The organism is Streptococcus pseudopneumoniae (assembly GCF_038148955.1).
Lineage (GTDB): Bacteria > Bacillota > Bacilli > Lactobacillales > Streptococcaceae > Streptococcus > Streptococcus pseudopneumoniae_T.
Genome location: NZ_JBBJZY010000028.1, coordinates 1 through 13,908 on the forward strand (window position 1 = coordinate 1; position 13,908 = coordinate 13,908).

Annotated in this window: 15 protein-coding genes and 1 pseudogene; all 16 read left to right on the forward strand. The window is 42.0% G+C overall.

Features of this window, described 5'->3' with window-relative positions; translation table 11 throughout:
• Positions 1–1,194 (forward strand): cholesterol-dependent cytolysin pneumolysin (gene ply, locus WKI23_RS08675; RefSeq protein ID WP_368079643.1); only part of this gene is annotated, 1,194 nt, incomplete at its 5' end.
• A 690-nt stretch (positions 1,195–1,884) separates the two neighbouring features.
• Positions 1,885–2,601, forward strand: a complete 717-nt coding sequence (locus tag WKI23_RS08680; RefSeq protein ID WP_049524687.1) for a YebC/PmpR family DNA-binding transcriptional regulator — start codon at positions 1,885–1,887, stop codon at positions 2,599–2,601.
• 282 nt (positions 2,602–2,883) lie between these two features.
• Entirely contained in the window at positions 2,884–3,354 is a 471-nt protein-coding gene (locus WKI23_RS08685; protein WP_368079653.1) for a MarR family winged helix-turn-helix transcriptional regulator, read from the forward strand.
• On the forward strand, positions 3,329–5,098 hold the full coding sequence (locus WKI23_RS08690; protein ID WP_368079644.1) for an ABC transporter ATP-binding protein: 1,770 nt from the start codon (positions 3,329–3,331) through the stop codon (positions 5,096–5,098). The genes WKI23_RS08685 and WKI23_RS08690 overlap by 26 nt, the downstream gene beginning before the upstream one ends.
• A complete protein-coding gene (locus tag WKI23_RS08695; RefSeq protein ID WP_368079645.1) occupies positions 5,088–6,848 on the forward strand; it encodes an ABC transporter ATP-binding protein in 1,761 nt (586 codons plus the stop codon). Before WKI23_RS08690 ends, WKI23_RS08695 begins: the two co-directional genes overlap by 11 nt.
• A 95-nt stretch (positions 6,849–6,943) precedes the next feature.
• Positions 6,944–7,447 carry a phosphatase PAP2 family protein gene (locus tag WKI23_RS08700; RefSeq protein WP_368079646.1) on the forward strand — a complete coding sequence of 168 codons (504 nt, stop codon included), beginning with the start codon at positions 6,944–6,946 and terminating at the stop codon, positions 7,445–7,447.
• A gap of 113 nt (positions 7,448–7,560) precedes the next feature.
• The gene (locus WKI23_RS08705) at positions 7,561–8,007 is read left to right on the forward strand and encodes a LytTR family DNA-binding domain-containing protein (RefSeq protein ID WP_368079647.1); all 447 of its coding nucleotides are present in this window, start codon (positions 7,561–7,563) and stop codon (positions 8,005–8,007) included.
• A gap of 4 nt (positions 8,008–8,011) precedes the next feature.
• Positions 8,012–8,686 (forward strand): hypothetical protein, encoded by a 675-nt coding sequence (locus WKI23_RS08710; RefSeq protein ID WP_368079648.1) that lies wholly within the window; start codon positions 8,012–8,014, stop codon positions 8,684–8,686.
• A 238-nt stretch (positions 8,687–8,924) separates the two neighbouring features.
• Positions 8,925–9,125 (forward strand): annotated as a pseudogene (locus tag WKI23_RS08715) (N-acetylmuramoyl-L-alanine amidase family protein); the annotation flags it as partial.
• 90 nt (positions 9,126–9,215) lie between these two features.
• Positions 9,216–9,515, forward strand: coding sequence for a DUF4651 domain-containing protein (locus tag WKI23_RS08720; RefSeq protein ID WP_042900387.1), 300 nt, complete (start codon positions 9,216–9,218; stop codon positions 9,513–9,515).
• Complete coding sequence (locus tag WKI23_RS08725) at positions 9,512–9,829, forward strand: thioredoxin family protein (RefSeq protein ID WP_000615777.1); 318 nt, start codon at positions 9,512–9,514, stop codon at positions 9,827–9,829. Before WKI23_RS08720 ends, WKI23_RS08725 begins: the two co-directional genes overlap by 4 nt.
• Before the next feature lie 16 nt (positions 9,830–9,845).
• A complete protein-coding gene (ytpR, locus tag WKI23_RS08730; protein ID WP_368079649.1) occupies positions 9,846–10,472 on the forward strand; it encodes a YtpR family tRNA-binding protein in 627 nt (208 codons plus the stop codon).
• A gap of 41 nt (positions 10,473–10,513) precedes the next feature.
• Entirely contained in the window at positions 10,514–11,275 is a 762-nt protein-coding gene (locus WKI23_RS08735) for an SDR family NAD(P)-dependent oxidoreductase (protein ID WP_368079650.1), read from the forward strand.
• Between the two features lie 77 nt (positions 11,276–11,352).
• Positions 11,353–11,748 carry a single-stranded DNA-binding protein gene (locus WKI23_RS08740; RefSeq protein ID WP_368079651.1) on the forward strand — a complete coding sequence of 132 codons (396 nt, stop codon included), beginning with the start codon at positions 11,353–11,355 and terminating at the stop codon, positions 11,746–11,748.
• Positions 11,749–11,903: 155 nt separating this feature from the next.
• The gene (groES, locus tag WKI23_RS08745) at positions 11,904–12,188 is read left to right on the forward strand and encodes a co-chaperone GroES (protein ID WP_000917339.1); all 285 of its coding nucleotides are present in this window, start codon (positions 11,904–11,906) and stop codon (positions 12,186–12,188) included.
• Positions 12,189–12,203: 15 nt separating this feature from the next.
• On the forward strand, positions 12,204–13,826 hold the full coding sequence (groL, locus tag WKI23_RS08750) for a chaperonin GroEL (RefSeq protein WP_368079652.1): 1,623 nt from the start codon (positions 12,204–12,206) through the stop codon (positions 13,824–13,826).
• Positions 13,827–13,908: the final 82 nt, after the last annotated feature.

Below are 13,908 nucleotides of genomic sequence, written 5' to 3' on the forward strand. Positions count from 1 at the left end.
CTTCTCGTAGTGGATGAGACCTTGTTAGAGAATAATCCCACTCTTCTTGCGGTCGATCGTGCTCCGATGACTTATAGTATTGATTTGCCTGGTTTGGCAAGTAGTGATAGCTTTCTCCAAGTAAAAGACCCTAGCAATTCAAGTGTTCGCGGAGCGGTAAACGATTTGTTGGCCAAGTGGCATCAAGACTATGGTCAGGTTAATAATGTCCCAGCTAGAATGCAGTATGAAAAAATTACGGCTCACAGCATGGAACAACTCAAGGTCAAGTTTGGTTCTGACTTTGAAAAGACAGGGAATTCTCTTGATATTGATTTTAACTCTGTCCATTCGGGCGAAAAGCAGATTCAGATTGTTAATTTTAAGCAGATTTATTATACAGTCAGCGTAGATGCTGTTAAAAATCCAGGAGATGTGTTTCAAGATACTGTAACGGTAGAGGATTTGAGGCAGAGAGGAATTTCTGCAGAGCGTCCTTTGGTCTATATTTCGAGTGTTGCTTATGGGCGTCAGGTCTATCTCAAGTTGGAGACCACGAGTAAGAGTGATGAAGTAGAGGCTGCTTTTGAAGCTTTGATAAAAGGAGTCAAGGTAGCTCCTCAGACAGAGTGGAAGCAGATTTTGGACAATACAGAAGTGAAGGCAGTTATTTTAGGAGGGGATCCGAGTTCGGGTGCCCGAGTTGTAACAGGCAAGGTGGATATGGTAGAGGACTTGATTCAAGAAGGCAGTCGCTTTACAGCCGATCATCCAGGCTTGCCGATTTCCTATACAACTTCTTTTTTACGGGACAATGTAGTTGCGACCTTTCAAAACAGTACAGACTATGTTGAAACTAAGGTGACAGCCTACAGAAACGGAGATTTACTCTTGGATCATAGTGGTGCCTATGTTGCCCAATATTACATTGCTTGGGATGAATTATCCTATGATTATCAAGGTAAGGAAGTTTTGACTCCTAAGGCTTGGAACAGAAATGGGCAGGATTTGACGGCTCATTTTACCACAAGTATTCCTTTAAAAGGGAATGTTCGCAATCTCTCTGTCAAAATTAGGGAGTGTACCGGACTTGCCTGGGAATGGTGGCGTACGGTTTATGAAAAAACCGATTTGCCACTAGTGCGTAAGCGGACGATTTCTATTTGGGGAACGACTCTTTATCCTCAGGTAGAGGATAAGGTAGAAAATGACTAGGAGAGAAGAATGCTTGCGACAAAAAGAGGCGATGATCTCTCTGCGAATATCTGAAAGTTTATCTCTTGCCTAGCGATTTCCATTGGAGTATGCTCGTGATGTTAAAATGAGTCTATCAAACAGGATGTGTAAAAAAGTAAAAAAGGGTAGCTAATTCCTTGCTATACAGGGAATTAGCTACCTTTTGCTTGTTTTAGAAGTGCCGTTGTACTAGTCTAACTTCAGTATCGTGTATAGTGGATTGAAATAGAATATGGACAAAGTAATCAGGGAATTCAAATCAAATTTATGACAAGGATTTAGAAGTTGAGGTGTACTATTCTATTTTCAATCAACTATAAAATCAAAAAGAGCATACATTTCCGTCTTGGGAACACGTAAATTACACTCTTCGAAAATCTCTTCAAACCAGGTCAGCCCTATCTGCAACCTCTAAACAGTAATTTGAGCGGACTTTGTCAAACTTGGCTGAAACTTTCTATTTGCAGATAATGGTCTAGTTTGTTTTTTGAATGTGGATGAGTGTCTGTTGATAAGTGTCTGTTGATAAAGATAGAAAGGTAAGGCCATCTTGGTAACAAAAGTGTCATCCTAGCTCGATTTGCTGAATAAAATCCGTTTCCTCTAGTGAAAATCGAAAAAACTTGTGTTATAATAAGAAGGATTAAAATGTGAAAAAGGAGATTCCTAATGGGACGTAAATGGGCCAATATCGTAGCCAAGAAAACGGCTAAAGATGGAGCTAACTCTAAAGTATATGCAAAATTTGGTGTAGAAATCTATGTAGCAGCTAAAAAAGGTGATCCAGACCCAGAATCAAACACTGCTTTGAAATTCGTTATCGACCGTGCTAAACAAGCCCAAGTGCCAAAACACGTTATCGATAAAGCGATTGATAAAGCAAAAGGAAACACAGACGAAACCTTTACAGAAGGACGTTACGAAGGTTTTGGGCCAAACGGTTCTATGCTGATCGTTGATACTTTGACTTCAAACGTCAACCGTACAGCGGCTAATGTTCGTGCTGCCTTTGGTAAAAACGGTGGAAACATGGGTGCTTCAGGTTCAGTTTCTTACCTCTTTGACAACAAGGGTGTTATTGTATTTGCTGGTGAAGATGCGGACGCGGTCTTTGAGCAATTGCTAGAAGCAGATGTGGATGTGGACGATGTAGAAGCAGAAGAAGGAACAATTACTGTTTACACAGCTCCAACTGACCTTCATAAGGCTATCGTTGCCCTTCGTGAGTCAGGTGTCGAAGAATTCCAAGTGACTGAATTGGAAATGATTCCTCAGTCAGAAGTGGAATTGTCAGGTGATGATCTTGAAACCTTTGAAAAACTTTACAGCGTTCTTGAAGACGATGAAGACGTCCAAAAAATCTACACAAACGTAGATGGATTCTAATTTAATACTCAATGAAAATCAAAAAGCAAACTAGGAAGCTAGCCACAGACAGTACTTGAGTACGGCAAGGCGAAGCTGACGTGGTTTGAATTTGATTTTCGAAGAGTATAACCTAGAAAACATAATCCTAAGTGAAAAATTCACTTGGGATTTTTTCAATCAAGAAAATAGTTCTCTAGGAAACTTTTTCTTGACATCTTTTTTCAAAGTGGTAAAATAGTTCTCATGGAAACCTATTTAGTTCCTAGGAGAACTAAAAACAATGATTTGAAAGGAATTAGTATGGATAAACCGATGTTGGTCTTTAAGCGTTTTGGTCATCAGATTCATCTGATGGTGCAAAAGGAAGCTAAGCGTTGTGGCATTGAATTTATGGGTGGACCTCAAGGACAGGTTGTACGTTTTTTGGATAGCCGTGAGGAAAATCAAGACTTAGTCTTGATTAAAGATATCGAGCAGGAACTCAATATTACCAAGTCTGTTGCGAGTAACTTGGTCAAGCGTATGGTACAAAATGGTTTGGTGGAATTGGAGGCGAGTTCTAGCGATAAGCGGGCCAAGTTTGTTCGTTTGACGGACAAATCACGTTCTCAAATGAAGCAGGTTAAAGCCTTCTTTGAACGCATTGACAACCAGTTGATGGCAGACATTGATGAAGATGAATTACTGATTTTTGAGAAAGTCCTCAATCAACTACAGGAAAATATCAAGAGAATAGGAGGAGAGAATGAAGAAATTAGCCAAACGAATTAGTGGAAAAGAATGGGGGATGATTTTACTAGCCATTCTCTTTACATGCTTTTCGGTCTATCTAGAGTTGGAAGTTCCAACCTATATCTCGAAAATTACGGATTTGCTAGGAAGTCAAGGAACCAACTTGGATGAGTTATGGCAACCAGCAGGTATGATGGTCGGAATGTCCTTTTTTGCATTCTTGTCCGCAGTTGCAGTTGGATTTTTTGCATCCAGAGTGGCCGCTTCCTATACTAGTAGGCTGAGAAGTGATATTTTTAACCGAGTTTTGGATTACTCGCAGACAGAGATTAAGAAATTCTCTATTCCTAGCCTCCTAACTCGTACCACTAATGATATTACTCAAGTTCAGATGCTGATCACCATGGGCTTGCAAGTGGTTACGCGTGGTCCGATTATGGCTATCTGGGCTATCGGGAAGATTTTAGGTCATTCAGAATACTGGCTCTGGGCTGTACTTGTGGCAGTGATTGTCAATGTTTTGATGACAACAGTTTTGATGACGCTAGCCTTTCCAAAACAGTCCTTGATTCAAAGTCTGACTGATAAGCTGAACAGCATCACTCGTGAGAGTCTAACAGGTATTCGCGTAGTTCGTGCCTACAATGCTGAAAAGTACCAAGATGAAAAATTTGCAGCAGCAAATGATGAATTGACCCGTTTGAATTTGTTTGTCAACCGTCTCATGGCTATTTTGAATCCCATCATGATGGGGATTTCAAGTGGTTTGAGCGTGGCGATTTATTGGATTGGGGCCTATGTAATCAACGATGCTGCTCCGACAGCACGTCTGCCTCTCTTTAGTGACATGGTTGTTTTCATGTCTTATGCCATGCAGGTTGTCATGGGATTCCTTCTCATGGGAGCGCTCTTCATCGTTCTTCCCCGAACTATGGTCTCTGCCAAGCGGATCAACCAGGTTTTAGATTTGCATTCTTCTATCCAAAATCCTGCTCAAGTGCAGTTGGCTGATGAAAACCTCAAAGGTCAGGTCGAGTTTAAGGATGTGACTTTCCGCTATGCGGCAAATTCGGAGGCAGTTATCGAGAATGTTAGCTTTAAAGCAGAAGCTGGTCAAACAGTGGCCTTTATAGGGTCAACAGGTTCTGGTAAATCAACTCTGGTCAATCTGATTCCACGTTTCTATGACGTATCAGCAGGAGAAATTCTAGTGGACGGAGTTAATGTCCAAGATTACGGTTTGGAAGATTTGCGTAATAAGGTCGGATATATTCCTCAGAAAGCGGTTCTCTTTTCAGGTGATGTCAAGGGCAATCTAGACTTTGGACAGAGTCAAGAAACACCACTTAGTGAGGAGACTATGTGGCAAGCCTTAGAATTGGCCCAGTCTAAGAACTTTATCGAAGACAAGGAAGCGGGCTTAGAGTCAGAAGTAGCCCAAGGAGGAACCAACTTCTCAGGTGGACAAAGACAGCGTCTGGCCATTGCGCGTGCCTTGGCTCGGAAACCAGAAATCCTCATCTTTGATGACTCCTTCTCAGCCTTGGACTACAAGACAGACCGTGTCTTACGCCAAGAGCTAGCAGAGAAAACAAAATCTATGACCAAACTCATCGTCGCACAGCGTATTTCAACGATTATGGATGCAGATTTGATTTTGGTCTTGGATCAAGGTAAAGTCGTGGGACAAGGCACCCACAAGGAACTTCTAGCTAATAATGAAGTTTACCAAGAAATTGCCTATTCACAACTATCGAAGGAGGAATTGGAACATGGAAAATAAAAAAATGTCTCTCTGGAAACAGAGTAAACCCTATCTTGCAGGTCTCCAGTTTGCCCTTCTGATTGCCTTTTTAGCAACAATCCTATCCAATATCATTACTGTTTATGGGCCAACTCGTATCAAGGAAATGACCAATATCATTGCCAGTGGTCTGGAAACAAGTGTGGATGTCGCGGCGGTTGCAGCCATTGGTAGTTTTTTGGCTGTCATCTATGTAATCGGGCTTCTATCAAATTATTTGCAGGCCTTTCTGTTTACAACAGCCATTCAACGTTTTTCAGAGCGTTTGAGAAGAGCGATTGCAGAGAAAATTAATCGCCTTCCATTGGGATATTTTGATGGCCATTCTCAAGGAGATACCTTGTCTCGTGTGACCAATGACGTTGACACTGCAGCCCAGTCCCTCAATCAAAGTCTGGGGACAGTTCTTTCATCCACTTTATTGGTCGTAGCAGTCTTGGTGACCATGTTTGGGATGAACTGGATTTTAGCCTTGGTGACGGTTGTTTCAACTCTAATCGGTTTTGCTTTCGTGTCCGTTTTTATGGGCAAATCACAGGGTTTCTTTAAGAGTCAGCAACAGGATTTGGCGGCTGTCAATGGCTATGTGGAGGAAATGTACTCTGGTCATAATGTGGTGACCAGTTACAATGCTATCGAGAGTACCAAAGAAGAATTTGCGACCTTAAACCATCGTCTGTATGATAGTATCTGGAAATCTCAATTTATTTCAGGGATTATGATGCCTATTATGATGTTCATTGGGAACTTTAGCTATGCCCTAGTGATTATCGTTGGTGCAGTCTTGGCCTTGAATGGGCAGATTAGTATTGGGATTATCGTTGCCTTTATGGCCTACGTTCGTATCTTTTCTCAGCCTCTTTCACAAATTGCTCAAGGGATTACCAGTCTTCAGCAGGCTAGCGCAGCCATGGGTCGTGTCTTCGAATTCTTAGGTGAAGAGGAAATGGAAGATGAATCCCATAAAGAAAGACAATTGAGCGATATGAAAGGTCAAGTGGTCTTTGATCGAGTTTCCTTTGGTTACACACCAGAGCGAACCATCATCCATGACTTTTCTGCGACTGCTCATGCAGGTCAAAAGGTTGCCATTGTCGGACCGACTGGGGCTGGGAAGACAACCATTGTCAATCTTTTGATGAAGTTCTATGAGATTGATAAGGGCAGTATCCGTATCGATGGTGTGGATACCAAAGAGATGAAGCGTTCGGAAGTACACGATGCCTTTTCAATGGTCTTGCAGGATACTTGGCTCTTTGAAGGTACTATCCGAGATAATCTCATCTATAACCAAAAGGGGATTAGTGATGAGCGCGTGATTGAAGCCAGCAAGGCTGTAGGGATTCACCACTTTATCATGACCTTACCAGATGGTTACGATACCGTCTTGGATGATACAGTGACCTTGTCTGTCGGGCAAAAACAACTCTTGACCATTGCTCGTGCTTTGCTGAAAGATGCGCCACTCTTGATTTTGGATGAGGCGACCTCTTCGGTTGATACCCGTACAGAGGAATTGATCCAGAAAGCCATGGACCGATTGATGGAGGGAAGAACTTCCTTTGTCATCGCCCACCGCTTGTCTACTATCCGAAATGCTGATTTGATTCTTGTCATGAAAGATGGAAATATCATCGAGCAAGGCAATCATGATGAGCTGATGGTACAAGGAGGCTTCTACGCTGACCTCTATAACAGTCAATTTACAGAAGACGAAGTAGAAGAATAAACCCAAAGAAGGCTTGACGGCCTTCTTTTTCTGCACTATACTAGAAGATAAGTGCTTCCCTGCAAGTAAAATTTGAGTAAGTGATGAGAAAATATATGAAAAATTATCAAGAATGGTATGGCCGCATGTCTGCTAACATTGAAAATAAGCCCTTTCTTCTGAGCTTGTTAAGAACTTTCAATCGGTTGATGACAGTAGTTATGCCTATAGTTTATCTGACCTTGTTAGCCACTACTTATCTCCAAGAAGGCCTTGGAAAACAGGTCTTGATTTATGTGTTTGTCCCTGCATCAGGTTTTGTGATTTTGTCCTTTCTTCGTAAGAAAATCAATGCCCCTAGGCCTTATGAGGAATGGGATATTAAACCCTTGCTTGACAGAGATAGTCCTGGTCAATCTATGCCCAGTCGTCATGTCTTTTCAGCAACCATTATCTCCATGGCATGCTTACATGCTAGTCTATTGGTAGGCTTTATCTTGTTGGTCTTGTCAGCCATCCTCGGTCTCGTGAGAGTCTCAGGTGGAGTGCATTTTCCAAAGGATGTAGTAGTTGGTTATATTTGTGGTCTTGTGTGGGGTGTGATTTTCTTTCTATTTTGATCTGCAAGTTAGGGTAGCCTTACAACCACTTACGGGTCTAAAGTAACCACTTGCTTTTTTGCTCTTGCTTTCTTATTTTGGCTTTGATATAGTAGAGTCAGAAAGGAGATGGAATGAAGTTACGAATCGAAATTGACAGAAATTTAGAGGAAACTGAAATTGTCATCAAGGCAGCGGCCTTGACAGATGAGATTGCGGATTTACAGCGCCTCTTGCAAGAATCCAAGTCTCCTAGGTTGATTTTTTACAAGGGGACGGGTGAATATTATCTGGACTTGTCGGAAATTCTCTTCTTTGAGACGGAAGATAGCAAGATTTATGCTCATACCCAGAAAGATGCCTACGAGGTTCGGCTTAAACTCTATGAGTTGGAGGCTATCCTTCCTCGCTATTTTAGTCGGGTATCCAAGTCAACTATTGCTAATATTCGGCAAGTCTATTCGGTGGACAAGTCCTTTTCAGGAACGGGCACCATTTCCTTTTATCAGACCCACAAGGAGGTTCATGTCTCACGGCATTACCAATCCCTCCTAAAAGAAAATCTAAGAAACATGAGGTAAGAACATGAAAAAGAAAGCATTTGGTATTGTGTTGCTCATTTTGGCGGCATGGATTTTGTTACAGGGACATTATGGTGTCCCATCCTTGGAGACGAAGTATTCTCCCTTCATCTTTGTTGCTTTTCTCTTTTATAAGGCAATAGAATCTTTCCTTAGACACCATTGGACAAGTGCTACTTTTTTAGCATTAACAGCATTAAATATAGTGAATCTTTTTTATGATTGGATTCAGCTATCTCCTGTTTCGCTTGTTTGGGCAAGTATTTTAATCGTAATGGGTGTCAGCGCACTCACTCATTCTAACAGAACTTGGAATGGGAAAAAATGGTGGTATGATGGTGAAAAGACCATTCTTACAGATAAGGAAGTCGCTTTTGGAAGTGGAACTTTCTACAAGCAAGAGCAAGAACTGGTAGAGGATCAAGTAGAAGTTGGTTTTGGCAATGCCAAGATATATTATGACAATGCAGAGATTTTAGGAGATACCGCAACCCTGAAAGTGGAAGTCGGTTTTGGGAATGCAGTTATCTATGTTCCTCAACATTGGGGAGTTGATTTAAAGGTAGAAACTTTCTGTGGCGTAGCCAAGGCAGATACTCCTTTAGCGCCAACCAGGAAAACCTTGATTATCCGTGGAGATGTGGCTTTTGGGAAGTTGGAGATTGTCTACGTTAAATAAAAAAATCTTCACTTCAATCATCAAAATAGGCGTACTAAGAGTAGGAAATTGATGCCTTGCTCTGATTTCAGTTCTATGGTTGTTAGACTTTAAAAAATGAAATGTTGCCTTTAAAAGTTGTATATTTTTCGATATTTTGACTCTTACGTTTGATGTATCTATGTCCTACAGCGTGGATGATGTAGTGTCAAATGTTTTTAAAAAAATGAATGATATTGGACAGTTTTTGGCCTTTAATTGCTCAGGAGCCATGAAAGCAAGCACTTGAGTTTATGACAAGGGAGAATGGTATTATGTAAGTTCTTCTGGTGCCATGATTGCGAATGATTGGGTCAAAGACAATGGTAAGTGGTATTATCTGGCTTCATCAGGTAAGATGCTTCGCAATACCTACACACCTGATGGTTACTACGTTGACAACTCAGGTGCCTGGCAATAAGAATAAAAAGTCCTTTTCCTGCAAGGAAGAGGCTTTTTACTTGCTTTTCTGCTGCTTCCTCATTTGTCCTGAGGCGTTTTTTGTGTTAAAATGAATGGTATGAAAGCTAAAAAAATGTGGATGGCAGGCTTGGCTCTGCTTGGTATTGGAAGCCTTGCCCTTGCTACGAAAAAAGTTGCAGATGACCGCAAGCTAATGAAGACTCAGGAAGAGTTGACAGCGATTGTGCGAGACCATTTTTCAGACATGGGGGGAATTGCGACCCTCTATGTTCAAGTTTATGAAAGCAGTCTGGAGAGCTTGGTTGGTGGCGTCATTTTTGAGGATGGCCGTCATTATACCTTTGTCTATGAAAATGAAGACCTGGTCTATGAGGAGGAAGTCTTATGATACAACCAGCAAGTTTAGAAGAATTAGCATCTTTAGTAGAAAAAGATGGGAAGAAGGTCTTTCTTTTTGTAGCAGACTGGTGTGGCGATTGTCGTTATATCTATCCTGCCTTACCAGAAATTGAGGAGACCAATCCAGAGTTTACCTTTATTCGAGTGGATAGAGACCAGTATATGGATTTGGCCAAACTTTGGGATGTTTATGGAATCCCTAGCCTTGTTGTTCTAGAAAAGGACAAGGAAATCGGCCGTTTTGTCAATCGCGACCGTAAAAGCAAGCAACAAATTAACGATTTTTTAGCAGGACTAAAATAGGAGAAAAAAGGAAACAATGATTTTTACATATAACAAAGAACATGTCGGTGATGTCCTTATGGTCATCGTTAAAAATAGCGGAGATGCTAAACTGGATGTAGAACGCAAAGGCAAGGTAGCCCGTGTTTTTCTTAAAGATAATGGGGAAACAGTAGCTTGGAATATTTTCGAAGTTTCAAGTTTCTTTGAAATTGCAGAGCGCGGTCAAGTCTTTTTCACAGATGAGCAAGTCGCTCGTTTGAACCAAGAGTTGCAAACGGAAGGTTTTACAGAAGAAATTATCAATGATAAGGAACCTAAGTTTGTTGTTGGTGAGATTGTCGAGATGGTAGCCCATCCTGATAGTGACCACCTCAACATCTGCCAAGTTGCAGTCGCAAGTGACAAGACAGTGCAAATAGTTGCAGGGGCTCCTAATGCGCGTCTTGGCTTGAAAACCATTGTGGCTCTTCCTGGAGCTATGATGCCAAAAGGCAATCTCATTTTCCCAGGCGAACTTCGTGGCGAAAAGAGTTTTGGCATGATGTGCAGCCCTCGTGAATTGCATCTGCCAAATGCTCCGCAAAAACGTGGTATTATTGAATTATCAGAAGACCAAGTTGTTGGAACTCCATTTGATCCAGCTAAACACTGGACTGCCTAAGAAATTGTCAGTATCTGATAAACCAGATAGAAGGAAATAAAATGGCAAAAAATGTAGTGATTACAGGAGCGACATCAGGAATTGGTGAAGCGATTGCGCGTGCTTATCTGGAGCAGGGGGAGAATGTTGTTCTAACAGGACGACGGACAGACAGATTAGAGGTTCTCAAGTCAGAGTTTGCAGCAACCTATCCAAATCAAACAGTTTGGACCTTTCCACTAGATGTGACAGATATGACCATGGTAAAGACTGTCTGCTCTGATATTCTAGAAACGATAGGGAAGATTGACATCTTGGTTAATAACGCCGGTTTGGCTTTAGGTTTAGCACCCTATCAAGACTATGAAGAATTGGATATGCTGACCATGTTGGATACCAATGTCAAAGGTTTGATGGCAGTTACTCGCTCTTTCTTGCCAGTAATGGTAAAAGCCAATCAGGGTCATATTATCAACATGGGGTCAACCGCAGGAATTTATGCCTATGCAGGTGCAGCTGTCTATTCAGCCACCAAGGCGGCAGTTAAGACTTTTTCAGATGGACTGCGAATTGATACCATCGCAACGGACATCAAGGTGACGACCATTCAGCCAGGGATTGTCGAAACAGATTTCTCTACAGTACGTTTTCATGGTGACAAAGAGCGTGCTGAGGCGGTCTATCAGGGAATCGAAGCCTTGCAAGCTCAGGATATTGCAGACACAGTGGTCTATGTGACCAGTCAACCTCGCCGTGTGCAGATTACAGATATGACCATTATGGCCAATCAACAGGCGACAGGTTTCATGGTTCATAAAAAATAAAAAATTTTCTCGAAAAGTTACAAATTTCTGTAACTTTTTTTGATTTCCTGCGAATAGATAAGTAGGAGGAAGAAAATATGTATAATAAAGTTATCATGATTGGACGTTTAACGTCTACACCAGAATTGCACAAAACCAATAATGACAAGTCAGTAGCGCGAGCAACCATTGCTGTGAACCGTCGTTACAAAGACCAGAATGGGGAACGCGAAGCTGACTTTGTCAACATTGTCCTATGGGGCAGACTAGCAGAAACCTTGGCAAGCTACGCAACCAAAGGCAGTCTCATTTCCGTTGATGGAGAATTGCGTACCCGTCGCTTCGAGAAAAATGGTCAGATGAACTATGTGACCGAAGTTCTTGTCACAGGATTCCAACTCTTGGAAAGTCGTGCCCAACGTGCCATGCGTGAAAATAACGCAGGGCAGGATTTGGCAGATTTGGTTTTGGAAGAGGAGGAATTGCCATTTTAAGCATTGAAAAGTCTGAGTTGGTCTCAGGCTTTTTATCTTGAGAAAGTCAGACTTTTTTCTTGACTATTTTTGACCAAGTGATACAATAGAACTATGAATTAGCACTCGGGTGTAAAGAGTGCTAATAGTATCTATCTCATTATGGAGGAAATCAGATGTTGAAACCATTAGGGGACCGTGTGGTCTTAAAAGTAGAAGAAAAAGAACAAACTGTTGGAGGCTTTGTCCTTGCAGGCTCAGCCCAAGAAAAAACCAAAACAGCTCAAGTTGTGGCTACTGGACAAGGGGTTCGTACCTTGAACGGTGATTTGGTTGCCCCAAGCGTTAAGACTGGCGACCGTGTCTTAGTTGAAGCTCACGCAGGTCTTGATGTCAAAGATGGCGATGAAAAGTACATCATCGTTGGCGAAGCTAACATTTTGGCTATCATTGAAGAATAGAAGGAGAAAGTAAGTATGTCAAAAGAAATTAAATTTTCATCTGATGCTCGTTCAGCTATGGTCCGTGGTGTCGATATCCTTGCAGACACTGTTAAAGTAACCTTGGGACCAAAAGGTCGTAATGTCGTTCTTGAAAAATCATTCGGTTCACCCCTCATCACCAATGATGGTGTGACCATTGCCAAAGAAATCGAGTTGGAAGACCATTTTGAAAATATGGGTGCCAAATTGGTATCAGAAGTAGCTTCAAAAACCAACGATATCGCAGGTGACGGGACTACAACTGCAACTGTTTTGACCCAAGCGATCGTCCGCGAAGGAATCAAAAATGTCACAGCAGGCGCAAATCCAATCGGCATTCGTCGTGGGATTGAAGCAGCAGTTGCCGCAGCAGTAGAAGCCTTGAAAAATAATGCCATACCAGTTGCCAATAAAGAAGCTATTGCTCAGGTTGCTGCCGTATCATCTCGTTCTGAAAAAGTCGGTGAGTACATTTCTGAAGCTATGGAAAAAGTTGGCAAAGATGGAGTCATCACTATCGAAGAGTCACGTGGTATGGAAACAGAACTTGAAGTTGTGGAAGGAATGCAGTTTGACCGCGGTTACCTTTCACAGTACATGGTGACAGATAGCGAAAAAATGGTAGCTGATCTTGAAAATCCATACATCTTGATTACTGATAAGAAGATTTCAAATATCCAAGAAATTTTGCCACTATTGGAAAGTATTCTCCAAAGCAATCGTCCGCTCTTGATTATTGCGGATGATGTGGATGGTGAAGCTCTTCCAACCCTTGTATTGAACAAGATTCGTGGAACCTTCAATGTGGTAGCAGTCAAGGCACCTGGCTTTGGTGACCGTCGCAAAGCCATGCTTGAAGACATTGCCATCTTAACGGGCGGAACAGTTATCACAGAAGACCTTGGTCTTGAGTTGAAAGATGCTACAATTGAAGCACTTGGTCAAGCAGCGAGAGTAACTGTGGACAAAGATAGCACGGTTATCGTAGAAGGTGCTGGAAATTCTGAAGCGATTTCTCACCGTGTTGCAGTTATCAAGTCTCAAATCGAAACTACAACATCTGAATTTGACCGTGAAAAATTGCAAGAACGCTTGGCGAAATTGTCAGGTGGTGTAGCAGTCATCAAGGTCGGAGCTGCAACTGAAACTGAGTTGAAAGAAATGAAACTCCGCATCGAAGATGCCCTCAACGCTACTCGTGCAGCTGTTGAAGAAGGAATCGTTGCTGGTGGTGGAACAGCTCTTGTAAATGTTATCCCAGCAGTGGCTGATTTGGAATTGACAGGAGATGAAGCAACAGGACGTAATATTGTTCTCCGTGCTTTGGAAGAACCTGTCCGTCAGATCGCCCACAATGCAGGATTTGAAGGCTCTATCGTTATCGATCGTTTGAAAAATGCCGAGATTGGTACAGGTTTCAATGCAGCAACTGGCGAGTGGGTCAACATGATTGATCAAGGGATTATCGACCCAGTTAAAGTGAGCCGTTCAGCCCTTCAAAATGCAGCGTCTGTAGCCAGCTTGATTTTGACTACGGAAGCAGTCGTAGCAAATAAACCAGAACCAGTAGCTCCGGCTCCAGCAATGGATCCAAGCATGATGGGCGGCATGATGTAAGATTTCTATAGAAAACAACTTATAAAAAACACAAAAGGAGGAAATGACTAACCCTCCTTTTTATGATATTCACTTCTAAATT